General features: G+C 70.6%; 21 protein-coding genes. 7 read left to right on the plus strand and 14 right to left on the minus strand.

The annotated features are described in order from the left end of the window. Positions 1 to 61: 61 nt before the first annotated feature. The 5 genes from ABZ794_RS10660 to ABZ794_RS10680 all read right to left on the minus strand — a co-directional run bounded on the left by ABZ794_RS10660 (position 62) and on the right by ABZ794_RS10680 (position 5,538). Positions 62 to 724 carry a DUF5701 family protein gene (locus ABZ794_RS10660; protein WP_357515224.1) on the minus strand — a complete coding sequence of 221 codons (663 nt, stop codon included), beginning with the start codon at positions 722 to 724 and terminating at the stop codon, positions 62 to 64. Between the two features lie 66 nt (positions 725 to 790). After that, positions 791 to 1,552 carry a LytTR family DNA-binding domain-containing protein gene (locus ABZ794_RS10665; protein ID WP_088950711.1) on the minus strand — a complete coding sequence of 254 codons (762 nt, stop codon included), beginning with the start codon at positions 1,550 to 1,552 and terminating at the stop codon, positions 791 to 793. A gap of 23 nt (positions 1,553 to 1,575) precedes the next feature. Then, complete coding sequence (locus ABZ794_RS10670; protein WP_210782710.1) at positions 1,576 to 2,802, minus strand: histidine kinase; 1,227 nt, start codon at positions 2,800 to 2,802, stop codon at positions 1,576 to 1,578. 39 nt (positions 2,803 to 2,841) lie between these two features. Next, positions 2,842 to 4,413 carry a sugar transferase gene (locus tag ABZ794_RS10675; RefSeq protein ID WP_357515311.1) on the minus strand — a complete coding sequence of 524 codons (1,572 nt, stop codon included), beginning with the start codon at positions 4,411 to 4,413 and terminating at the stop codon, positions 2,842 to 2,844. Between the two features lie 264 nt (positions 4,414 to 4,677). After that, positions 4,678 to 5,538, minus strand: a complete 861-nt coding sequence (locus tag ABZ794_RS10680) for a DNA-formamidopyrimidine glycosylase family protein (RefSeq protein ID WP_357515226.1) — start codon at positions 5,536 to 5,538, stop codon at positions 4,678 to 4,680. Between the two features lie 24 nt (positions 5,539 to 5,562). Between ABZ794_RS10680 and ABZ794_RS10685 the strand changes: the two genes are divergently transcribed. Continuing rightward, a complete protein-coding gene (locus ABZ794_RS10685) occupies positions 5,563 to 6,837 on the plus strand; it encodes a glycosyltransferase (protein ID WP_357515227.1) in 1,275 nt (424 codons plus the stop codon). A gap of 156 nt (positions 6,838 to 6,993) precedes the next feature. Here the strand turns inward: ABZ794_RS10685 and ABZ794_RS10690 are convergent, their stop codons facing one another. The 3 genes from ABZ794_RS10690 to ABZ794_RS10700 are packed head-to-tail and all read right to left on the minus strand — an operon-like array spanning position 6,994 to position 10,795. Further along, complete coding sequence (locus ABZ794_RS10690; protein ID WP_357515228.1) at positions 6,994 to 8,190, minus strand: tetratricopeptide repeat protein; 1,197 nt, start codon at positions 8,188 to 8,190, stop codon at positions 6,994 to 6,996. After that, complete coding sequence (locus ABZ794_RS10695) at positions 8,180 to 10,438, minus strand: CHAT domain-containing protein (RefSeq protein ID WP_210782705.1); 2,259 nt, start codon at positions 10,436 to 10,438, stop codon at positions 8,180 to 8,182. Before ABZ794_RS10695 ends, ABZ794_RS10690 begins: the two co-directional genes overlap by 11 nt. A gap of 27 nt (positions 10,439 to 10,465) precedes the next feature. After that, positions 10,466 to 10,795 carry a hypothetical protein gene (locus ABZ794_RS10700; protein WP_210782703.1) on the minus strand — a complete coding sequence of 110 codons (330 nt, stop codon included), beginning with the start codon at positions 10,793 to 10,795 and terminating at the stop codon, positions 10,466 to 10,468. A 297-nt stretch (positions 10,796 to 11,092) separates the two neighbouring features. On the opposite strand from ABZ794_RS10700, the gene ABZ794_RS10705 reads away from it, so the two are divergent. Next, entirely contained in the window at positions 11,093 to 12,226 is a 1,134-nt protein-coding gene (locus tag ABZ794_RS10705; RefSeq protein ID WP_357515230.1) for a tetratricopeptide repeat protein, read from the plus strand. 33 nt (positions 12,227 to 12,259) lie between these two features. Here ABZ794_RS10705 and ABZ794_RS10710 read toward each other — a convergent pair whose 3' ends face one another. From ABZ794_RS10710 to ABZ794_RS10730, 5 genes are all read right to left on the minus strand, one after another. Further along, complete coding sequence (locus ABZ794_RS10710; RefSeq protein WP_210782699.1) at positions 12,260 to 12,979, minus strand: CDP-alcohol phosphatidyltransferase family protein; 720 nt, start codon at positions 12,977 to 12,979, stop codon at positions 12,260 to 12,262. Beyond that, positions 12,954 to 14,021 carry an iron-containing alcohol dehydrogenase family protein gene (locus ABZ794_RS10715; protein WP_210782697.1) on the minus strand — a complete coding sequence of 356 codons (1,068 nt, stop codon included), beginning with the start codon at positions 14,019 to 14,021 and terminating at the stop codon, positions 12,954 to 12,956. Before ABZ794_RS10715 ends, ABZ794_RS10710 begins: the two co-directional genes overlap by 26 nt. Then, positions 14,009 to 14,740, minus strand: a complete 732-nt coding sequence (locus ABZ794_RS10720; RefSeq protein ID WP_238687963.1) for a phosphocholine cytidylyltransferase family protein — start codon at positions 14,738 to 14,740, stop codon at positions 14,009 to 14,011. Before ABZ794_RS10720 ends, ABZ794_RS10715 begins: the two co-directional genes overlap by 13 nt. A gap of 78 nt (positions 14,741 to 14,818) precedes the next feature. Further along, positions 14,819 to 15,586, minus strand: a complete 768-nt coding sequence (locus ABZ794_RS10725) for a hypothetical protein (protein ID WP_357515233.1) — start codon at positions 15,584 to 15,586, stop codon at positions 14,819 to 14,821. Continuing rightward, positions 15,583 to 16,035 (minus strand): NUDIX domain-containing protein, encoded by a 453-nt coding sequence (locus tag ABZ794_RS10730; protein ID WP_357515235.1) that lies wholly within the window; start codon positions 16,033 to 16,035, stop codon positions 15,583 to 15,585. Before ABZ794_RS10730 ends, ABZ794_RS10725 begins: the two co-directional genes overlap by 4 nt. A 109-nt stretch (positions 16,036 to 16,144) precedes the next feature. On the opposite strand from ABZ794_RS10730, the gene ABZ794_RS10735 reads away from it, so the two are divergent. The 4 genes from ABZ794_RS10735 to corA all read left to right on the plus strand — a co-directional run bounded on the left by ABZ794_RS10735 (position 16,145) and on the right by corA (position 19,746). Next, positions 16,145 to 16,537 (plus strand): CBS domain-containing protein, encoded by a 393-nt coding sequence (locus ABZ794_RS10735; RefSeq protein ID WP_210782688.1) that lies wholly within the window; start codon positions 16,145 to 16,147, stop codon positions 16,535 to 16,537. A gap of 83 nt (positions 16,538 to 16,620) precedes the next feature. After that, the gene (locus ABZ794_RS10740; RefSeq protein WP_210782686.1) at positions 16,621 to 17,079 is read left to right on the plus strand and encodes an ester cyclase; all 459 of its coding nucleotides are present in this window, start codon (positions 16,621 to 16,623) and stop codon (positions 17,077 to 17,079) included. A 106-nt stretch (positions 17,080 to 17,185) separates the two neighbouring features. After that, entirely contained in the window at positions 17,186 to 18,280 is a 1,095-nt protein-coding gene (locus ABZ794_RS10745; protein ID WP_210782684.1) for a PLP-dependent aminotransferase family protein, read from the plus strand. A gap of 311 nt (positions 18,281 to 18,591) precedes the next feature. Then, entirely contained in the window at positions 18,592 to 19,746 is a 1,155-nt protein-coding gene (corA, locus tag ABZ794_RS10750) for a magnesium/cobalt transporter CorA (RefSeq protein WP_210782682.1), read from the plus strand. Between the two features lie 115 nt (positions 19,747 to 19,861). Here the strand turns inward: corA and ABZ794_RS10755 are convergent, their stop codons facing one another. Next, positions 19,862 to 20,641: a hypothetical protein gene (locus ABZ794_RS10755; RefSeq protein ID WP_210782680.1), complete on the minus strand. Its 780-nt coding sequence runs from the start codon at positions 20,639 to 20,641 to the stop codon at positions 19,862 to 19,864. An 84-nt stretch (positions 20,642 to 20,725) separates the two neighbouring features. On the opposite strand from ABZ794_RS10755, the gene ABZ794_RS10760 reads away from it, so the two are divergent. Continuing rightward, the gene (locus ABZ794_RS10760; RefSeq protein ID WP_091396894.1) at positions 20,726 to 21,256 is read left to right on the plus strand and encodes a peptidylprolyl isomerase; all 531 of its coding nucleotides are present in this window, start codon (positions 20,726 to 20,728) and stop codon (positions 21,254 to 21,256) included. Positions 21,257 to 21,335: the final 79 nt, after the last annotated feature.

A 21,335-nucleotide genomic window follows, 5' to 3' on the forward strand; every position in this document is an offset into this window, starting at 1 on the left:
ATCCGGGCCGGTGGGATGGCCCGACTTTCCGGAACCCGGGTCGATCATCGACGGCCTGCGGTCACTCCAGGCCGACGCGCTCCGGCCGGGCCGAGGCGGAGCCGAGCCAGGTGTGCGGGTTGCCGTACCAGCACCAGCCCAGCTTGGGTGCGCCCTGGCTGATCCACAGCGCCGGCACCCGCTTGTCGCCGCAGCGGGAGCCGACCAGCGAGAAGCACCGGTTGCTGGCCAGCGCGGCCGGGTGCAGCGTGATGAAGGCGAGCCCCTCGTCGATGCTCAGCGGCAACCGGCCCTGAGCGGTGATCCCCTCCATGGCAGTGGCCGGGGCCAGATTGCGGAACTCCTCGCCCCGGTCGACGTCGAAGAGCAGGTACGCCGGACCGGCGGGCACCTCCAGCTCCTTGATCGGATCGAAGCGGGGCAGGTCGTCGTCGGCGTAGTTCCGGTCGATGACCCCGGGCTTGCTCTTGCCGGCCAGGGTGGTCAGCTCCACCCGTTCCGGCACACCGATCAGGTCCCGGGTGATGACCAGCACGAACGGCACCCGGGCGTCGGTGGGGGCGGGTAGCCCGGCGGTGCCCTCGACCGCAGTGGCCCGCAGTGGCGCGACCAGGTCGCGGAAGGCGCTCTCGGTCAGCCCGGCGAGGGCGGGGTAGCCGAGCTGCACCAGTCGGTCGAGTTGGCTGTCGAACTCGGATTCGGCGTCGAACGGGGTCTCGGTCACGGCAGGCCTCCCGGAAGTCGTACGGACTAGCGTACAACGTACGGTAGGGCTGCTTCCATTCCCGGCTCAGCGACTCCAATCCTGCTTCGCGGCCCTGACCAGCTTGTCCTTCAGCTCCCGGGTGTGCCGCCGGCTCACCGGCAGCTCGGTCGAGTCGATCACCACCACGTAGCCGGAGTTGACCAGCCGCAACTCCGCGATCAGCTTCAACTGCACCAGGTACGACCTGTGCACCCTGACGAAACCGGCATCGGCCCAGCGCTCCGCCAGCGTGGCCAGCGAGACCCGCACCAGGTGCGACCCCTCCGCGGTGTGCAACCGGGCGTAGTCGCCCTGCGCCTCCACCCAGCGCACCGCCGATCGGGGCAGCATCCGGGTGGTGCCGGCCAACTCGATGGGGATGGTCGGGTCCTCCTCCGCGCGGGCCAGCGCCGCCGGGTGCGACGGCACCACCCGCGAGCCGATCACCCGGCGCAGCGACTCGGCCAGCCGATCGGCGCGCACCGGTTTCCGCACGTAGTCGGTGGCGCCCAGATCGAAGGCGTCCACCGCGCCGTCGTCGTACGCGGTGACGAACACGATCGCCGGTGGCCGGGCGAAGCGGCGCAGCACCCGGGCCAGCTCCATGCCGTCCAGGCCGGGCATCCGGATGTCCAGGAAGACCACGTCCACGTCGCCGTCGCGCAGCAGCCGCAGGGCCTCGGTGGCATCGCCCGCCGTGTGCAGCCGGGCCACCCGGGGGTCGGCCCGCAGGTGGTACGCCAGTTCGTCGAGCGCGGGCGGCTCGTCGTCCACCGCGAGGACGCGCAGGAAACCGGACGCGTTCACCCCACCCGTTCCGGTCCGCTCGCTCACGACCCTGCCCGCACGCCGGGGTGGAACTTCGGCACCCGCATGCTCACCTTCGTGCCCGAGCCCAACCCGGTCTCCACGACCAGGCCGAACCGGTCCCCGAAGACCGAGCGCAACCGCTCGTCGACGTTGGAGAGGCCGACGTGCTGGCCCGTGTCGTCGCCCGGGTCGCCGGTGCCGCGGGCCAGCTCGGCGATGCCGGCGGTCAGCGTGGTCGGATCCATTCCCACTCCGTCGTCCTCCACCGTGATGTGGCATTCGGCCCCCGCGTCCCGGGCCTCGATGCTCACCATGCCCGTGCCCGGCTTGCGGGACAACCCGTGGCGAACCGCGTTCTCCACCAACGGCTGGAGGCAGAGGAACGGCAGCGTCACCGGCAGCACCTCCGGGGCGATCTGCAACCGCACCTGCAGCCGGTCGCCGAACCGGGCCCGCTCGATGGTCAGGTAGCGGTCGATCGACCGCAGCTCCTCGGCCAGCGTGGTGAACTCCCCGTGCGCCCGGAACGAGTACCTGGTGAACTCCGCGAACTCCAGGATCAGCTCCCGGGCCCGCTCCGGGTCGGTGCGTACGAACGAGCCGATCGCGGTCAGCGCGTTGTAGATGAAGTGCGGGCTGATCTGCGCCCGCAACGCACGGATCTCGGCGCGGGCCAGCCGCTCCCGCGACGAGTCCAGCTCGGCCAGGGCGAGCTGGTTGCCGGCCCAGTGCGCCGTCTCGAGGGTGGCCTGCACCAACCCCGGAGGCGGCGGGCTGTCGGCGACCGCCACCAGCGCGCCCACCACCCGGCCGTCCGCCCCCAGCAACGGCGCGACCACCGCCCCGCGGACCGGGCAGTCGACCCGGTCGCAGTGCAGTTCCTGCTCACCAAGCACCGTCGAGCGGCCGCTGTCCACCGTCCGCTGGGCCGCCACGAGCAGTTGCTCTCCGTGGTGCGTGCCGCGCCCGTCGAGGGCCAGCAGCCGGTCGGCGTCGGTGAGCGCCAGCCCGACCGCGCCCACCAGCGCCCGCAGATGCCGTACGGCCTTCGCCGCGCCCGCCTCGCTCAACCCCGCTCGCAGCGGCTCGGCGGCCAGGCCGGCGGTGTGCAGCACCTCGTAGGTGGCCCGCTGGGTGGCGGTCGCGATGCCACGGCGGGCCCGCAGCCGCAGCACCGCCAGCAGGGCTGCGGTCAGCGCGGTGACGAGTGAGACGACGCCGACCACGGCGGAGAGGTTGGCAGCCACGCAGCGATCCTCGCCCCTGGGAGCCGGCGCGCCAACTCTCTAGTACGCGCCCTTGCGGGCGAGCACCACCCCGACGGTGCGCCACAGGATGCTCAGGTCGTACGCGAGCGACCAGTTGTCGACGTAGTAGAGGTCCAGTCGGACCGACTCGTCCCAGGACAGGTCGGAGCGCCCGGAGACCTGCCACAGCCCGGTCATGCCGGGGCGGACCAGCAGTCGGCGCCGCACGTCACCCAGGAAGTCACCGTCGTCGGCCGGCAGCGGGCGGGGCCCGACCAGCGACATCTCGCCCCACAGCACGTTGATCAGCTGCGGCAGCTCGTCCAGCGACGTGGCCCGCAGGAAGCGACCGACCGGGAAGACCCGAGGGTCCTCCTTCATCTTGAACAGCATGCCGTCGGTCTCGTTCCGATCGACCAAGCTGGCCAGCCGGTCCTCGGCGTTGACGTACATGGTCCGGAACTTCCACACCCGGAACGTGCGCCCCTCGTGCCCCACCCGGGGCTGCCGGAAGAAGACCGACCCTGGGTCGGAGATCCGGATCGCCACGCCGATGGCCAGGAAGAGCGGGACCAGCAGCAGCAGGCCGAGACCGGCGGCGACCCGGTCCATCAGGTTCTTGGCCAGCAGCGCCGGCCCGGAGAGGGTCGGCTCCTCGACGTGCAGCAGCGGCAGACCCTCGATCGGCCGGATGTGCACCCGAGGGCCGGCGATGTCGGTGAGCTGCGGGGCGACCACCAGGTCGACGCCGGAGCCCTCCAACTGCCAGGCCAACCGGCGCAACTCGCCCGGCTCCGCGCTGGCCGACCCGCAGACGGCGATGGTGTCCCCACCGACCTCACGGACCAGGGCCAGGACGTCACGTCCGGCGTACACCGGAACCGGGGTCGGCATGCCTCTGGCCGCCGCGTACCCGTCGGTGATGTGGATGGCGACGGGCATCAGCCCGGCGGCCGGGCTGCGGGTGACCGCCGCGTAGACCTCCAGGCACTCGGGCAGGGTGCCGACAAGCACCATCCGGTGCGCGGCCTGGCCGGCCCGCCGCCGGATGTAGTGCAGCGCCCAGCGGGCCACGAAACGGCCCCACAGGATCAACAGCAGCGCGCCGAGCAGGGCCGTGCCGACCGTCCAGCGGGACAACTCGGTCTTGGTGGCGAACGCGAGGAACGAGACGCTCGCGGCGACCGTCACCCCGGCCCGGATGACCCGCTTGAACTCGTCCGGGCCGAGCCCCAGGTAGCGGCGGTCGTACGCCCGGTTGCTCCAGAGGATGATCACCCAGCCGAGCGGGAGCAGCAGGTAGGAGACGGTGTGGAACCAGGTCGGGTCCTGCTGGGTGCCGGAGAACCCGGAGGCGGCCTGGTCGAACAGCTGGATCGCGATCCAGCTGGCGAACGCCGCCGCGCCGAAGTCGAGCAGCAGCAGGATCGCGGTGTAGGGGCGGTGCCAACGGGAGACGCGGCGTCGTGCCCTCGTCCAAGCCGACCGAGGTACGCCGTTGTGGGACGGCGGCGTCGGCGGCTGGATCTCGAAGCTGTCGACGTGCCGCACGAGTCTGCTCCGGCCTTCGTTGGTTACCGGGCGCTGGAGGCTTGCCGTCACCTCACCCATGTCCTCCCGCATGACACGGGCCGCTCACTCGGCGTGAAGGCCCGGGTCGCCCACCGTCCCAGTCTCCCACGCGGCCTCCGACCGATCGTCGCCCCAAAGGAGATTGGCGACCGACGGTGCTGGCAGGATCTGGCCGGCTCCGCACCATTTCAGAAGCCGGGGACCGGGCCACTATACCGATGGATGCGCGCGTGGCGAGAAGGGCGGACCGGAGCTTCCGCTCACTGAGGGCGATTCCGCTCCGTAGCCCTGAAGTGCAATTACTCACCGTACGAGGCGGGACAACCGACGGTCAGCGAGCGGCTTGCCGCCGGTCTGGCAGGTGGGGCAGTACTGGAGGCTGGAGTCGGCGAACGACACCTCGCGCACGGTGTCCCCGCACACCGGGCAGGGCAGCCCGGTGCGCGCGTGCACCTTCAGGCCGGAGCGCTTCTCGCCCTTCAGTTCCGCGGCCCGCTGACCGAGGGACCGCTCGACCGCATCGCCGAGGACCTGTCGGGTGGCGGCGTGCACTGTGGCGATCTGGGCGTCGGTGAGCCGATCGGTGATCGCGAACGGAGACAGCTTCGCGGCGTGCAGGATCTCGTCGGAGTACGCGTTGCCCACCCCGGACAGCACCGACTGGTCGGTCAGCACCCCCTTGACCTGCCCCCGCCTGCTCCGCAGCCGCTCGGCGAAGAGGGGCAGATCCGCGGCGAGCGCGTCCGGGCCGAGCTTGGCCACCCCGGGGACCGTCGCGAGGTCGGTGACCAGATAGGCGGCCAGCTTCTTCTGGGTGCCGGCCTCGGTGAGGTCGAAGCCGGAACCGTCATCCAGGCGTACCCGCACCGCGATCGGGCCCTTGCCCGGACGCAGTGGGGTGGTGGCGGGGAACGCCTCCCGGTAGTGCAGCCAGCCCGCTCGCGCCAAATGCACCACCAGGTGCAGGCCGCCCTCGAAGAGGACGTCGAGGAACTTTCCGTGCCGACTGGCGTCGACCACCGCCCGGCCGGCGACCTCGGACGGCGCCGGCTCGTACGTCTTCAGGGCGCTGATCGCGGCGATCTCCAGCCGATCGACGCGCCGCCCCACCGCGCGCTGACGCAGGTAACCCGCGAGCGCCTCAACCTCCGGTAGTTCGGGCACGACACAACGGTAGCCTTCTTTCCCGTGAGAATCGTGGTGGCACACAACCGGTACCGGGAAGCCCAGCCTTCCGGTGAGAACACGATCGTCGACTCGGAGATCGCGCAGCTCACCGCCGCTGGCGTCGAGGTGCTGCCCTTCATTCGCAGTTCGGACGAGATCCCGTCGATGTCGAAGGCGGCGAAGGCGCTGCTGCCGATCTCGCCGATCTGGGCGCCGCGCGCCCAACACGACCTGAGCCGGCTGCTCACCGAGCACCGACCGGACGTTCTGCACCTGCACAACCCGTACCCTCTGATCTCGCCCTGGGTGGTGCGGACCGCGCACCGGCACGGCGTGCCGGTGGTGCAGACGGTGCACAACTACCGGCAGGTCTGCTCGTCGGGGATCTACTTCCGCGACGGCGTGATCTGTCAGGACTGCAAGGGTCGGGCGTTGGGTGTGCCAGCGATCAAGCACCGCTGCTACCGGGACTCGGCGGTGCAGAGCGCGCTGATGGCGACCACCCTGGCCGTGCACCGGGGCACCTGGCGCTCGGTCGACCGGTACATCGCGCTCACCTCGGCGATCGCCGATCACCTCCGCGACTACGGCATTCCGGACGAACGCATCGTGGTGAAGCCGAACTCCGTACCCGACCCGGGTCGGCCGGCACCGCTGGGTAACGGGTTCCTCTACATGGCGCGGCTCTCTCCGGAGAAGGGCGTCGACCTGCTGCTGGACGCCTGGCGCCGGCACCCGGTGGGTTCGTTGGGCACGCTGCGGGTGGCCGGCGACGGCGAGCTGCGCCACCTCGTGGAGGCAGCCGCCGCCGAGCGACCCGACGTGGTCTACCTCGGTCAGCTCGACCGGGCCGGCGTGCAGGCCGCAGTCGAGGCGAGCGCTGTGGTTATCGCCGCCGCGATGTGGCACGACGTGCTGCCCACCGTGATCATCGAGGCGTTGGCGAACGGCCGACCGGTGCTCGGTACGGCGCTGGGCGGCATTCCGTACCTGGTGGGGGCCGACGCCCCGCACGAGCCCGCCGGCACTGGTCCGGCCGCCGTCGCCTCGGCCGTCGCCGGCCACTCCCCGCCGCCGGCCGGTCCGTCCGGGGTGCCGGCCGGCCTGGTCACCGGCACCGCCGGCTGGGTGGTCCCGCCGGACCCGGCCGCGTTGGCCGCAGCGCTCCCGGTCGCGCGGGCCGGTGCCGCCGCGCTATCCGCACCGGCCCGGCTGCGGTACGAGCAGACTTTCCACCCGGACGTCGTCATCAAGCGACACCTTGACGTCTACGCCGGCCTGTCCCGCCCTCATTGACCCCCCGGCCTACTTGCTCCCGCTCAACCTTGCTTGCCGGGGCGGCCTCGGCTCCCGCACTGTCGATACCCCCACTTTGCCCCGCCCGAGTCGATCAAGGTGGGACGCGCCAGTCGAAGCCCAGGCACCCGGATCTGCCGAGAGTTCATTCAGCGCTCAGGTGTTAGGCAGGGTGCGTTGTCGGCGGAGTTGTTCGAGGAGGGCGGTGTCGGCTTCGAGGTCGGGGTGGTCGACCTGCCGGTCGAGGTCGACGACGTGTTCGAGTTCCCGGATCGCCTGGTCCAGGTCACCGCCCGCCTGGTGGACGATCGCGATGTTGTACCGGGTGACGGCTTCGCCGGCCCGGTCACCGACCTCCTGCCGGATGGGCAGGGCCTGGTGGTAATGGTCCAGGGCCCGCTGCCGGTCACCCAACGCGTCGTACACGCCGCCGATGTTGTTCAGGGTGGTGGCTTCGCCGGCCCGGTCACCGACCTGCCGCTGGATGGGTAGGGCCTGGTGGAAGTGGTCCAAGGCCCGCTGTAGATCCCCCCACCCGTCGTACACGCCGCCGATGTTGTTCAGGGTGGTGGCTTCGCCGGCCCGGTCACCGACCTGCCGCTGGATGGGTAGGGCCTCGTGGTAGTGGTCGAGGGCCCGCTGCCGGTCACCCAACCTGTCGTACGCGTGGCCGATGTTGGTGAGGGTGGTGGCTTCGCCGGTCCGGTGACCGATCTCCTGCTGGATGGGTAGGGCCTGGTGATAGTGGTCGAGGGCCCGCTGCCGATCCCCCAACCTGTCGTACACGCTGCCGATGTTGGTCAGGGTGGCGGCTTCGCCGGCCCGGTCACCGATCTTCCGCTGGGTGGGTAGGGCCTGGTGGAAGTGGTCGAGGGCCCGCTGCCGGTCACCCAACCTGTCGTACACGGTGCCGATGTTGGTGAGGGTGGTGGCTTCGCCGGCCCGGTCACCGACCTCCTGCTGGATAGGCAGCGCTCGGTGATAGTGGTCCAAGGCCCGATGCCGATCTCCTAACCTGTAGTACACGTGGCCGATGTTGGTGAGGGTGCTGGCTTCGTTGCCCCGGTCGCCGGCCTGCTGGTACATGGTCAGGGCCTGCTGAAAGTCCTCCAGCGCCGGCCAGGGCCGACCGGTTGACGACCGCGCCCAGCCACGTTGGTAGAGGGCGCGGGCGTCCGGGCCGAGGGTCAGGGTCGCGGTGGCCATGGCCTCGACCGCCGCGAACCGCGAGGTACGCAACCACACCCAACACACCCGGGCACCGGCATCGCGGGCGATCAGCGGCTGCTGACCGGCGACAGCAAGCCGGTGCACCTCGACCCATCGGGCGAGGTCCCTTGCGTCAGCGGCCATTGGAACCGGCGGGGTTGAGGACCCAGAGTTGATAGAGGGACTGGGCGGCGGCGGCGCATGCCTCGGTGTGTTCGTCGTCGGTGATCAGGGGGCGGACGAGAGGGTGCAGGATGTTGGAAACGTAGTAGCGGGGCTGGCGGGTCTCGGGGTCGATGCCCTCTTCGAGCAGGCCGAGTTGGACGGCCCGCTGGATGTGCCGATCGGCGTAGGGGTGTTGGTGCATTGCGTGGACGGTGGCGGCGGGTACGGGTAGTTCGACGACGTTGATCCTGGCGAGCATGCGGCGGAGTTCGAGGGGCTGGGAGTCGAGCAGGTTGTCGGCCAGCACCGTCTCGCGTCGGAACCTGTCGGTCTCGTTCTCGATGGCGGTGAGCAGGCCGTCGATGTCGAGGGTGGGATCGCTGACGATCCGGTTGAGCCAGTCGAGCAGGCGGGGATTGCCCGCCGCGGCCTCGATCGCCCGGTCCCGGATGGCCGGGTCGATAGTGGATTCGGGGCGCAGGTTGACCAGATTGGCGATCTTCTTGGTCTGCTCGACGGGGCTGAGGGTCTCCAGAGCCGCGACGGCGATGGTGGTGCCGGCCGGGGCGGGGAAGCGGTAGCGGCTGGTGATGATGACGCGGCTCGGGCTGCCGGTGTCGCGGATCGCGGCGAGTAGGGCGGGCAGGATCTCGGCCATCGCCGGGGCGAGCACGCGGCTGCCGTCGTCGCGGATGTCGAGGTTGCCGGTTTCGAAGTCGTCGAACACGAACAGGCAGGGTGTTCTGCCAAGGAGCCCGTCGGCGTCGAGCAGGTACCGCAGCCGGGTCGGGAGCGGAATCTGCTCGTTGTCGAGAAGCCTGCCGGCCTCCTCGGACTGCTCGACGCTGTCGAAGCGGATCTTGCTGGTCAGCTCGCGGAACTTGATGGCGTCGACCCGGCCGTACCAGACGACATGCTGGTGGGTGGGCATGCGTTCCAGGAGCCGGGAGGCGAGGCTGCTCTTGCCGAGCCCACCCATGCCGGCCAGCAGCAGGCCCTGCGCCGCGCCGGGGGTGTCGGCGGGTTGCCGGAGGGCGCGCAGACAGCGCTGGATGATCCGCCGTCGGCCGACGAACTCGGCGCGGGACGCGACCCGGGACAGTTGGGTTTGCGGGTCCAGGAACTGCCGGTCGGCGGCGCGCACCTGCGACTGTCTGCGGTCCCGGGTGTGCAGCGGCGTGACGAGGGACGTCAGCGGGGACCGGTCGGCATAGACCCGGAGCAGATGCCAGTAGTTGCTTTTCTTGTCGTGGAACAGGTGACGGCGGGCCTCGATGACGGCCTGGTCCAACGATCCGCCGTCGGCCAGTGCCCGGTAGAGAGCTGCGGCAAAATCGGTGGCGGAGACGTCCCCCACCGGTAGCGCCCAGCCCAGCACCGCAGGGGCGCCAGCGTCGACCAGGCTCTCGCTCATCGACGGGAAAACCCCACCACCAGGGGCGTCAGCGGTCAGACAGCCGGAAACGAACACCAGTCTCGGCCAGTGTCCCTGCATCGCCTGGGCGATCTGGTCGGCCGTCGCCTTGGCGCGCCCGCCGAACTCGTCCTCCACCACGAAGACCGGCTCCCCGCCGTCGGTGGTGGCGTGCCCGCTCAGATGCAGCACATCGAAGTGGTCGGGCCCGTAGTCGCGGCTCAGGAACCGGAGCCCTGCCAGGGTGCCGCTCTCTTCGACCACCAGATCGGTGCCGGTCCGTCGGGTCGCGGCCAGGATCGCGGTCTCCTCGGCCTCGAAGTTGAGCACCGGCTCGACGCCTTCGGGCGAGGCTGCCATGAACAACACCCGCAACGGCCGGTTGTTCGGCGTGACTGGGCTGGTCAGTGCTGCGTGGGTGCCGACCGCTCGAACCGGCAACAGCGGTGCCCGCCCTGCCACGGTCAGGAACGTGCCCTCCCGGGCGAGCAGTTCCCAAGGCAGGTGCCGCAACCGCTCCTCGGCGCTGATCCGCAACACCGCCCCGGCAGGATGGGCCAGGATCGGGGTCAGCCACCGCTGGTCGCCGTCGAGGAACTCCGCCAGCCTCGCCCCCAGCTCAGCTAGCCGGACCGCGCCGTACACCCGCTGTGCGTTGGCGTCACTGCTGTAGTCACGCTGCACCAGCGTGATCAGCTCATCGACCGCAGCCCTGTCCAGACTGCGGGTCTGGGGCGGCGCGCCGTCGACGGACAGCCGCAACTCGTAATGATCGGAGGTCTGCGGGAAGACCACCAGTTCGAAGGTGCTCATCGGCCCGTCCCCGTCGTGGTGGTCGGTTCAGTGCGGCCAGGTGCCTTCCTGCCGCATGGCGATCTCCAGCTGAGCCTGGCTACCCTCGGCCAGCTCGATCCGGGTGCCGTCCGGCAGCAGCACGGTCACCGCAGCACCTTCCCGGCGGCGGGCGCTCCACCACTCGGTGATCGTCTTGGCCACCCCGACCCCGGAGAACACAAGCCCGATAACCGCGATCACCATCTCGGCCGATCGCTGCACCTGCACTGGCGACACGCTGTCGTCCGGCCCCATGGCCCCGATCAGCGCGGCCCGCAGCTCCGCCGCCCAGCTCGCGGCCTGCGCGCCGGACACCTCCACTGTGGCGTTTCCCATCGCCCGCACCCCTCCCCCTGATGCGCCTGGTCAAGCCGGCCCAGGAGCGCCGATCTCTGGCTCAGGCCAGGCGATCAACGGGTGGACCTTGGCGGTTACTGTACGTTTATTCGCGTCCTGAGGCCGCTCGGTAAACCCGGCTGACGGGTTTCCGACTCGCTGACCAAGTCCCGGCCATCGTGGGAAGAACAATGACGACCCACACCCTCGCCGTACGGCCATGGTGTGCCGCGGTCCGATCCCTGGACACGCCGAGTCGGCAACCGGGAGCAGCAGGAAGAGCGAGGTTCATCGGGCATGGAGGGTCGAGAACCGTCACCATTGCGTCCCGTCACCCACGCTGCGGCGACTGCCGTCGCCCGACATGTGGAGGTGCATCGGCTTGCTGTCGCCGGTCAGCAGCCGCTGATCGCCCGCGATGCCGGTGCCCGGGTGTGTCGGGTGTGGCTGCGTACCTCGCGGTTCGCGGCGGTCGAGGCCATGGCCACCGCGACCCTGACCCTGGGCTTGAATGCCACCGCCCTCTACCAACGTGGCTGGGCGCGGTCGTCGACCGGTCGGCCCTGGCCGGCGCTGGAGGACTTTCAGCAGGCCCTGACCATGTACCAGCAGGCCGGCGACCGGGGCAACGAAGCCGGCACCCTGAACAACATCGGCGGCGTGTACATCGGGTTGGGGGATCGGCAGCGGGCCCTGGACCACTTCCACCGGGCCCTGCCCATCCAGCGGGAGGTCGCTAACCGGGCCGGCGAAGCCGGCACCTTGAACAACATCGGCGGCGCATACATCGGGTTGGGGGATCGGCAGCGGGCCCTCGACCATTTCCACCGGGCCCTGCCCATTCAGCGGGAGGTCGGTGACCGGGCCGGCGAAGCCACCACCTTGAACAACATCGGCCTCGCGTACATCGGGTTGGGGGATCGGCAGCGGGCCCTCGACCATCTCCACCAGGCCCTACCCACCCAGCGGGAGGTCGGTGACCGGGCCGGCGAAGCCACCACCTTGAACAACATCGGCCTCGCGTACATCGGGTTGGGTGATCGGCAGCGGGCTCTGGAGCACTACCACCAGGCCCTGTCCATCCGGCGGGAGGTCGGTGACCGGGCCGGCGAAGCCGGCACCCTGAACAACATCGGCGGCGTGTACGACGGGTTGGGTGATCGGCAGCGGGCCCTGGACCACTTCCACCAGGCCCTGCCCATCCAGCGGGAGGTCGGTGACCGGGCTAGCGAAGCCGTCACCCGGTACAACATCGCGATCGTCCACCAGGCGGGCGGTGACCTGGACCAGGCGATCCGGGAACTCGAACACGTCGTCGACCTCGACCGGCAGGTCGACCACCCCGACCTCGAAGCCGACACCGCCGTCCTCGAACAACTCCGCCGTCAATGCGCGCAAGACGGCGGGACCGAGCTGCCTTCGGGATCGTGATGGCAGCGCGAAGGCGTCAGTAGGGACCCTTCGTTACCAGGAGGCGCGGGCGGAGAAGGCGATGCTCGCCAGCAGGAAGCCGCCGTTGACGATGGTGAAGGCGACCATCACCCAGAGGACCAGCGCGGGGGCCACGGCGAGCACCACGGCGGCCACGAAGACCACAGCGCCGTAGTCGCGGACCAGCTTCACCAGGCGCACCGGCAGCGAGGTCGAGGTGACCATGCTGGCCGCGTTCGGGCCGGCCTGCATCACCGACGTCACCAGGTTGACCATCCAGGTGCCCGCGAAGGTCGCCACGAGCCAGGTCGGCGTGGACGGCTCCTGCGCCACGGCGGTGGCGGCCAGTGCTGCCACCAGGGCGATCTGCGCGGCCACGTCGCAGAGCACGTCGACACGCGCGCCGGCCGCGCTGCCCTGGCCGGTCACCCGGGCCAGCTGCCCGTCCGCGCAGTCCAGGGAGTACGCCACCTGCCAGCCGATGAGGGCGAGCAGACCGACCACCCAGGCCGGTACGTCCCCGGCGGCGACCGGGCCGGCGAGCGCCACCACGGTGACCGAGGTGGCCAGCCCGAGCACCAGGTTGGTGATTGTCAACGCTGTGGGTCGCAGCCCGAGCCGCTGGGCGACGAGCGCGAAGACGGCCCCCAGCCACTGGCTGATCGACTCGCTGAACAGGCCGCCGCCCCGGTTCACCCGGTGGAAGTCGGCGACGGTGGGACGGGGGTCAGCCAAGCTGGTCGCGGATTGCACCGGCGTAGTCTGCCAGCCGTTCCCGGGTCTCGGTAGGCGACAGTGCCAGGTGTTCGAGGATGGTGTACCGGTCCGGCCGGGTACGCGGCGCGAACTGGACCGCCTCGATGAACTGGTCGTCGGTGAGCGCCACCTCGGAGGGGAGCCGGGGCAGGCCGTGCCGGGTGAGGCAGGCCGACATCTCCCGGAAGCGGCGGAGATCTCCGCGCAGCCAGGTGCAGAACAGCGCACCCAGCCCGGCCAGCTCGCCGTGCGAGGCGGTCCCCGGGAAGAGCGAGTCGACAGCGTGCATGATCTCGTGGCAGCCGCCGCTGCACGGACGGCTGGTGCCGTCGACAGCCATCGCCAGACCGCTGGAGATCAACGCCTCGGCGAGGACGATCACGAAGGCGTCGTCGCTCATGTCGCCCGGGTGGTTGAGCACCGCTTCGGCGCCCGCCCGCGAGAGCGACGCGGCCAGCCCGTCGACCGGCTCACCGCGTACCTGTCGGGACAGCTCCCAGTCGGCCAGCGCGCTGATGTTGCTGATCACGTCGCCGATGCCGGCCCGGTTGTGCCGGTCCGGGCCGCTCTCCACGAAGTCCAGGTCGACGATCACCCCGATCGGGATGTGTACGCCGTAGGAGCCCTTGATCCCGTCGGTGATCAGGCTGGCCACCGGGGAGGCGATCCCGTCGTTGGCGAGGCTGGTCGCCACCGACACCATCGGCAGCCCCCGGCGGGTCGCCGCGTACTTGGCCACGTCGATGGTCTTGCCGCCGCCGATGCCGACCACCGCGTCGTAGGACCGGGCGCGAAGTTTGCCGCCCAGGTCGTCGGCGGCGTCCAGCGTCCCGCCGGAGACGGTGAACACGTCCGCCGAGCGCAGCGACGGTCGGATCAGCTCCGCGATCTGGGCACCCTGACCCGGGCCGACCACCACCGCGACGTCGCCCCCGGAGGAGATCCGCCCGTCGGCCAGGATCGCGCCCAGGTCGGCGACCGCCCCGCGTCGCACGTCGATGTGCAGCGGGGTGAGGACGCTCCGAGCTAGTAGCGGCACGCGATCTCCCGCGCGCGGGCCAGGTCGGCGTGGTTGTCGACCTCGACCCACGGGACGTCACCGATCGGCGCCGCCCGCACCTCCCCGCCCCGGTCGGAGAACTCCTGGTAGCCGTCCTCGTAGTAGAGGTTCGGGTCCCGTCGCCAGGTCGCCTCCAGCGCGTCGGCGAGGGCGTCGGCGACCTGCGGCTCGATCAGCGTCGCGCCGATGTACTCCCCGTACGCCTCGCCCGGGTCCATGATCTTGGTGATCCGGGTGAGCTGGCCGGCGGCGTCGAAGGTGGTCTTCATCTCCTCCTCGGCCAGCGGCTTGAGGGTGTCCACGGCCAGCAGGATGCCCGGGCCACGCTCGGCGAGCAGGGTCTTCTCCACGCTCACCGGGTGCACGGTGTCCCCGTTGACCAGCAGCACGCCGCGCGCGAAGTACTCCCGGGCGAGCCAGAGCGAGTAGGCGTTGTTCCACTCCTCGGCCTTGTCGTTGTGCACCAGGGTGAGCGTGACCCCGTACCGCTTCTCCAGCTCGGCCTGCCGCTCGCGGACCGCGTCCGCCGCGTAGCCGACGACGATCACGATGTCGGTGAGCCCTACCTCGGCGAGGTTGCCCAGCGCGATGTCCAGGATCGTCGTCTCGCCGTCCACCGGCACCAAAGCCTTGGGCAGGGTGTCGGTGTACGGGCGCAGCCGTCGTCCCGCTCCGGCCGCGAGCACCATTCCGATCATCGCGACATCCTCCCTAGTCCTGCTCCCGTCACCGGTGGAGGATAGCGCCGGCCGGGTGCGCCGCTCCGGCCAACCGGGTCAGCCGGGCAATGCCGCCAGGTCGGCGAGCATGGCCAGGCGCTCCTCCGCGCTGAGCACGGCGTACGGGCCGGCGGCCCGCCGGTCGGTCTCCAGTTCGATGGCGAGCCGCTCGGGACCGGCCGGCAGGGCGGCGATGCTCGACGCGGTGTGCCCGGCGGCGCTCCACGCGGCGGCGTGCGCGTCGGCCCGGTGGTGTCGCAGCGTGCTGAGCCGGTTGAGCAGCAGCACACCCGACGGGGTGCCGTCCGGCTCGTACGGGGGCGCCAGCGCGGCGAAGGCCGAGGCGACCGGGTTCGCCTCCTCGTCGGCCAGCACCAGGGCGTACGACAGCAGTCGGCCGAGCATGGCCACCAGCCGGGCCACCCGGTCGTCGTGGCCGGCCCACAACTCCTCGGTGACCTCGGCGTGCACCTGGTACAGCTCGGCGAGGAAGGCGGCGCCCCGCTCGGTGGCGGACAGGGCGCCGTCCGGGCCGCGGTAGATCATTCCGTGGGCCACCTGCTTGTCCACTGTCCGCCGGCAGGCGACCGGGTCCTGGTAGCGGGTGATCGCCGCGAACCCGGGCCCGTCGACTGTGCCACCGGGTGCGGCCAGCCGGGTGCGCAGGTCGACCAGGAAGCCGGTGGCGGTGATTCCGCCGTAGCGCTGGGACAACTCGGCGCCACCACCGTCCCGGCCGGCCAGGATGCCGGCGCGGAAGGTCCGGTCCACGGCCGGCGCGAGCAGCCCGGCGATCCGGTGGGGCGCCAGTTCGACGGTGTTCACAGACCGATCGACCGCAGGACGGCGAAGCCCTCCTCCGCGATCCGCCGGATCAGCCCGTCGTTGACGTCGCGGTGCTCGTCGAGCACTGTCACCTCGTGCTCGGCCAGCCAGCGGTACTCGGTGTGCTTGCCGGCCTCCAGCATCGGGCGGTCGAGGTCACCGTCGACGCGGACCAGGAAGTCGTACTCGGTCCGGGCCAGGCCGTCGTCGCCGACGTAGCTGTACTCGCCCACCTGACCCAGGACGTGGGAGAGGACCCAGCCGGTCTCCTCGGTGATCTCCCGGCGCAGTGCCTCGTCGATGTCCTCGCCCGGCTCCAGGTGGCCACCGACGATGTCCCAACAGTTGGGAAACAGGCGTCGGTGTGGTGAGCGGCGCTGAAAGAAGATGCGGCCGTCATGGTCGACGATCAGCGCGCCGGCGCAGCGCAGGGGCTCGGTGGACACCATCCGACAGTAGCCAGCGTCCGCAGCTTGTGCGATGCCGCTCTTGTCCCGGAAACATCCACCGACCACCATGTCCGTACCGAATGCCACCGTCCCAAAGGGGTGATGTGTGATGCAGGTACGGGATGCGATGTCCAGCCAGGTCCTCGTCGTCGGTCCGGAGCACACGCTCCGCCAGGCGGCCCGGATGATGTCGGCCCGCGGTGTCGGGTCGGCGGTCGTGATCGACCCGGATTCCGAGGGCGTGGGGATCATGACCGAACGTGACGTGTTGAAGGCCATCGGCGCCGGCCTGGACTGCGACGTGGAACGCACCGGCGCCCACCTGACCTGGGACGTGGTCTACGCGGGGCCGGAGTGGACGGTGACCGAGGCCGCCGCCGCGATGGCCCGGGGCGGATTCCGGCACCTGGTGGTGCTGGACGGCCGGGAGGTGGCCGGCGTGATCTCCGTCCGGGACATCATGCGGGTCTGGTCGGAGAGCCAGGCGGTCGCCACGACCTGACCGACTGTGGTGTGCGGGGCCGGATCGATGGGTAGACATCCCCTGCGGGCGCGGAGATGCCGTGGCCCGCGGGGGAGGTCCCGATGCGCGACGCGGAGCGGCTGGTCGAGCAGCAGTACGCCATGCTCCTGCGTCGGGACGTGGCTCGGCTGCCGGATCTCTACGCCCCGGAGGCGTTCTACGCCATGCCGGGCGTGACGGTCCGTCCGATCGAGCTGCCCGCGCTGCTGCGCACCTGGACCGGCGCCTTCGGAGATCTGCGGGTCGACCCGATGGGCGTGGTCCGCACCGGCGGTGGCGCCGCGGTCGAGCTGCGGCTGACCGGCACCCACACCGGCACCCTGCATTCGCCGTACGGCACCGTAGCGCCCACCGGCCGGCTGGTGAGCTGGGAGGTGGCCGACGTGGTCCGGGCCCGCAAGGGTCGGATCACCGCCTGGCGCTCCTACTTCGACTGGAGTCAGCTCCTCGACGCGCTCGGCGTGCAGCTGGAGGGACTTTCCCGGGCCGCGCAGCGCGACGCGCTCGCACTTCCGGTCTGATCTGCCGCCGACTGGTGGAGTGGGGTCACCCGACCCGGTGGCTCAGGATGCGGACATCGCCGTGCCGACCGCGCGTCCCCCGCCGCCGCCCGTACGCTCAACATCCATGACCGCCGAGCAGTTGATCTCCTTTGCCCGTGGGGCTCCCTCGCTGGACATCGTCGATGTCGAGGGGCTCAAGGCCGCCGCCGTCCGCGCCTTCGACGCCGATCCTGCAGGGGTGACGGCGTACGGCACCTCCGTCGGGTACCTTCCGCTGCGAAAGTGGATCGCGGAGAAGCACGGGGTCGAGGCCGACCAGGTGCTGGTCACCAATGGGTCGCTTCAGGCCGACGCGTTCCTCTTCGACCACCTGGTCCGCCCCGGTGACGCGGTGGTGGTGGAGCGCCCGACGTACGACCGGACGCTGCTCAACCTCCAGCGGATGGGCAGCGAGCTGCACGGCATCGCCGTCCAGCCGGATGGCCTGGACACTGCCGAGCTGCGCAAGCTGCTGGAGTCCGGTGTCCGCCCCCGGCTCGCGCACGTCATCCCGAACTACCAGAACCCGGCCGGTATGACGCTGTCCCTGGAGAAGCGCCGGGAGTTGCTCGACCTGGCCGCCGAGTACGAGTTCACGATCTTCGAGGACGACCCGTACGCGGACATCCGCTTCCGTGGCGAGGCGCTGCCGTCGATGCTCTCGCTGGACACCCGCAACGTGGTGGTGCACGCGTCGAGCTTCACCAAGACGGTCTGCCCGGGTGTGCGGGTCGGTTACCTGGTCGGCCCGGCCGACCTGATCGCCTCCATCGCGAAGAACGCGACAAGCCTCTACATCTCCCCCGGGATGGTGTCCCAGGCGATCGTGCACCAGTTCTGCGTCTCCGGTGACATCGACCGCTCGATCGAGACGGTCCGGGCAGCGCTGGGCGAGCGGGCCCAGGTGCTCGCCGAGTCGTTGCGCCGGCACCTGCCGCAGGCGCGGTTCGTGGAGCCCGACGGCGGCTACTTCCTTTGGGTCGAGTTCCCGGAGGACGTGCTGGTCGACCGGCTCGCCCCGGCGGCGGCCGAGCGCGGGGTCGCCGTGGTCAAGGGCAGTGACTTCGTTTTGGACGGCGGGCGGCACGCTCTCCGACTGGCCTTCTCGGCGGTGACCGCCGACAAGATCGACGAGGGTGTCCGGCGGCTCGCGGCGGCAGTCGAGGCCGTCCGCAGCTGACTTAAGTGTCGGGTTCCTGACAGAACGACGATGCCGGCCGTCCCGGGGCTCCCCTCGGGCGGCCGGCTGGCCCACAATGCTGCGAGCGTCACCCCGCCAGCTGCGCCCGGCCTCCGGGCCGGCCCCGCCGGGTTGACGCGGCAGCACAACCTCCCGCCCCCACAGGTGCCGGGTGGGCCGTGTCGTCCCCCGCACACCCCCCGATGCGGCCCGGCCCGCCCGGCGCCGCCCCCACGCGACCGCCGTCACACCGGTCCTCGACCGCGATCGGCGTAGCCTGCAAGCCGCAGCTGAGCGCGGGAGGTGACGCGATGACGGATCGGACAGAGCGGGACCGGACGGCACCGTCGACCACCGGTCGGGTGCTGCGACCTCGGGCGTGGCCCTCCCCGGTCCGGGCGATGACCCGGATTCTCAACGCCGACGGCTCGCCGCCCGTTCCGGCCCCGACGGGCAGTGGCACCGGCCGCAGCGCCGTGGTCGACTGCGCGCTCTACGTCGACGGCAAGCGGCAGCCCGGCGACTGGGACTACGCGGATGCACTGGCGGCGGCCCGCCGTGAGGAGCACGGCTTCGTCTGGATCGGTCTGCACCAGCCGGAGCTGGCCGAGATGACCGCCATCGCGGAGACCTACGGCCTGCACGAGCTGGCGGTCGAGGACGCGGTCAAGGCCGAGCAGCGTCCCAAGCTGGAGCGGTTCGGCGACGTCGTCTTCCTGGTGCTGCGCACCGCCCGCTACTGCGAGCACACCGAGCTGACCGAGAACTCCGAGGTGGTGGAGACCGGGCAGGTGATGCTCTTCATCGGCCCGAACTTCGTGATCAGCGTCCGGCACGGCGACGCCTGCCGGCTCGCCCCGATCCGCGCCGACCTGGAGACCAAGCAGGAGTTGCTGCTGCACGGCCCGTGGGCTGTGGCGTACGGGGTGACCGACCGGGTGGTCGACCTCTATCTGGAGGTGGCCGACCAGATCGAGGACGACCTGGACATGCTGGAGGCCGAGGTCTTCGACCGCCACGGCCACGGGCGGGTTCAGCGGATCTACCAGATGAAGCGGGAACTGGTCGAGTTCAAGCGGGCGGTGGTGCCGTTGCAACGGCCGCTGATGACGCTGACCTCCCAGGTCAACCGGGACGTTCCCAAGGAGATCCGCAAGTACTTCCGGGACGTGCAGGACCACCTGAGCCGCACCGTGGAGCAGGTGAACTCCTACGACGACCTGCTGAACTCCATCCTTCAGGCGCGGCTGGCCCAGGTCACCGTCGACCAGAACAACGACATGCGCAAGATCGCTGCCTGGGCCGGTATCGCCGCGGTCTGGACCGCCATCGCCGGCATCTATGGGATGAACTTCGACAACATGCCCGAGCTGAAGATGACGTACGGCTATCCGGTGGTGTTGGCCCTGATGCTCGGTGTCTCGCTGGCCCTCTACCGCTGGTTCCGCCGCAACGGCTGGCTCTGATCTTGCGGTAGCGCCGCTCACGACGAAGCGCCGCTCTTGCGGTAGCGCCGCTCACGCGGAAGCGCCGACGAGTGGGTGGACCCACTCGCCGGCGCCCGATGCGCTGCTGTTGACCTCAGCGGCGGCCGTTGGTGCGGGCCGTGTCCTTGCCCAGCGCCTTGGTGAGGTCGTCGGTCGGCCGACCGGAGACGTCGGTGGCGCCCTCGGCGACCGACGGGACCTTGTCGGTCGGGCGGACACCGGTCTGCTTGGCCGGGGCGGTGGTGCTGGCGCTGGAGCCGCCGGCCACCGCCGAGCTGCCCGCGCCGGTCATCCCCGCCGCGCCGGAAATCGCGGACCCGTCGGACCCCCGTGCTGCGGACGGCGTACGCACCTCGATCGAGTCGACCTCGTCGCGCATCGGCTCCAGGGTGCTGCGGGTCGGGTCGTACTCGGCCCACTCCTGCTGCTCCCGGCGGCGACGCAGCGCGACCGCGCCGGCCAGGCCGGCGATGGCACCCGCCGCCAACAGGCCGGTCATCATCGAGCCGCGACGACGCGGCTGCTTCTTCTTACCGGTGATCCGCATGGTCTTCGACTTGGCCTTCCTGGTCAGCGGCCCTGCCTGTGCGGCGCCGTCACGAGCAGCCGCCGCCAGCGGTGCCAGCGTGGTGAGAGTCGTCCCCCAGCCGGTCGACGCGCGGTCCCGTACCTTCGCGGCGGTCGGTTCGACGTAACCCCGGGCCATCTGGACCCGCGGGCCGACGGTCGCGCCGGCGCCCTTCGCGGCGTGGTTGGCTGCCAGCATCAGGTGGCTGATGCTCTGGTTCAGCTCGGCCCTTGCCAGCTGCCCCTGGGACTTGCGCCGCCCGAATCCAAACACGGTCCTACCTCCTGGGAGTTGTTCCTTCGTCATCCTCCACCTTCGGATGCCTCCGCGATGCCAGATCGGGCACATGGGAGGATCCGCATGGAACTGACCAACGAGTGAGGAGTACCCGTGGCCGAGGCTGTCTACGCCACCCTGCACACCAACGCTGGCCCGATCCGGCTGGAGCTCTTCCCCAACCACGCGCCGAAGACCGTCCGCAACTTCGTCGACCTGGCCGAGGGCAACCGTGAGTACACCGACCCGCGCACCGGTCAGCCGGGCAGTGGTCCGTACTACGACGGGACCATCTCGCACCGGGTGATCAGCGGTTTCATGGTCCAGATGGGCGACCCGACCGGCACCGGCCGGGGCGGACCGGGCTACAAGTTCGCCGACGAGTTCCACCCGGAGCTGCGGTTCGACCGTCCGTACCTGCTGGCGATGGCGAACGCCGGACCGGGCACCAACGGTTCGCAGTTCTTCATCACCGTGTCCCCGACGCCGCACCTCAACAACCGGCACACCATCTTCGGACAGGTCGCCGACGAGGAGTCGGTGAAGATCGTGGATTCGATCGCGAACACCCCGACCGGTCCGAGCGACCGTCCGCTCCAGGACGTCGTCATCGAGCGGGTCGAGATTGAGCGGTCTGCTTCCTGAGCGACTGGCGAGGTACCTTTGCTCGCATGATTGAGCGCTCCGGAGCACGGCCGGTGCCGGTGGACCGTGTGGTGTTGGA

Origin of the sequence: Micromonospora sp. NPDC047187 (assembly GCF_040643355.1) — a bacterium.
Lineage (GTDB): Bacteria > Actinomycetota > Actinomycetes > Mycobacteriales > Micromonosporaceae > Micromonospora > Micromonospora salmantinae.

Coding starts and splice junctions, on each gene's coding strand:
- ABZ794_RS10675 (WP_357515311.1), bottom strand. CDS start 4,413: ATGGGTGAGGTGACGGCAAGCCTCCAGCGCCCGGTAACCAACGAAGGC.
- ABZ794_RS10690 (WP_357515228.1), bottom strand. CDS start 8,190: ATGGCCGCTGACGCAAGGGACCTCGCCCGATGGGTCGAGGTGCACCGG.
- ABZ794_RS10695 (WP_210782705.1), bottom strand. CDS start 10,438: ATGAGCACCTTCGAACTGGTGGTCTTCCCGCAGACCTCCGATCATTAC.
- ABZ794_RS10700 (WP_210782703.1), bottom strand. CDS start 10,795: ATGGGAAACGCCACAGTGGAGGTGTCCGGCGCGCAGGCCGCGAGCTGG.
- ABZ794_RS10705 (WP_357515230.1), top strand. CDS start 11,093: ATGGAGGGTCGAGAACCGTCACCATTGCGTCCCGTCACCCACGCTGCG.
- ABZ794_RS10720 (WP_238687963.1), bottom strand. CDS start 14,740: ATGATCGGAATGGTGCTCGCGGCCGGAGCGGGACGACGGCTGCGCCCG.
- ABZ794_RS10730 (WP_357515235.1), bottom strand. CDS start 16,035: ATGGTGTCCACCGAGCCCCTGCGCTGCGCCGGCGCGCTGATCGTCGAC.
- ABZ794_RS10735 (WP_210782688.1), top strand. CDS start 16,145: ATGCAGGTACGGGATGCGATGTCCAGCCAGGTCCTCGTCGTCGGTCCG.
- ABZ794_RS10740 (WP_210782686.1), top strand. CDS start 16,621: ATGCGCGACGCGGAGCGGCTGGTCGAGCAGCAGTACGCCATGCTCCTG.
- ABZ794_RS10745 (WP_210782684.1), top strand. CDS start 17,186: ATGACCGCCGAGCAGTTGATCTCCTTTGCCCGTGGGGCTCCCTCGCTG.
- corA (WP_210782682.1), top strand. CDS start 18,592: ATGACGGATCGGACAGAGCGGGACCGGACGGCACCGTCGACCACCGGT.
- ABZ794_RS10755 (WP_210782680.1), bottom strand. CDS start 20,641: ATGACGAAGGAACAACTCCCAGGAGGTAGGACCGTGTTTGGATTCGGG.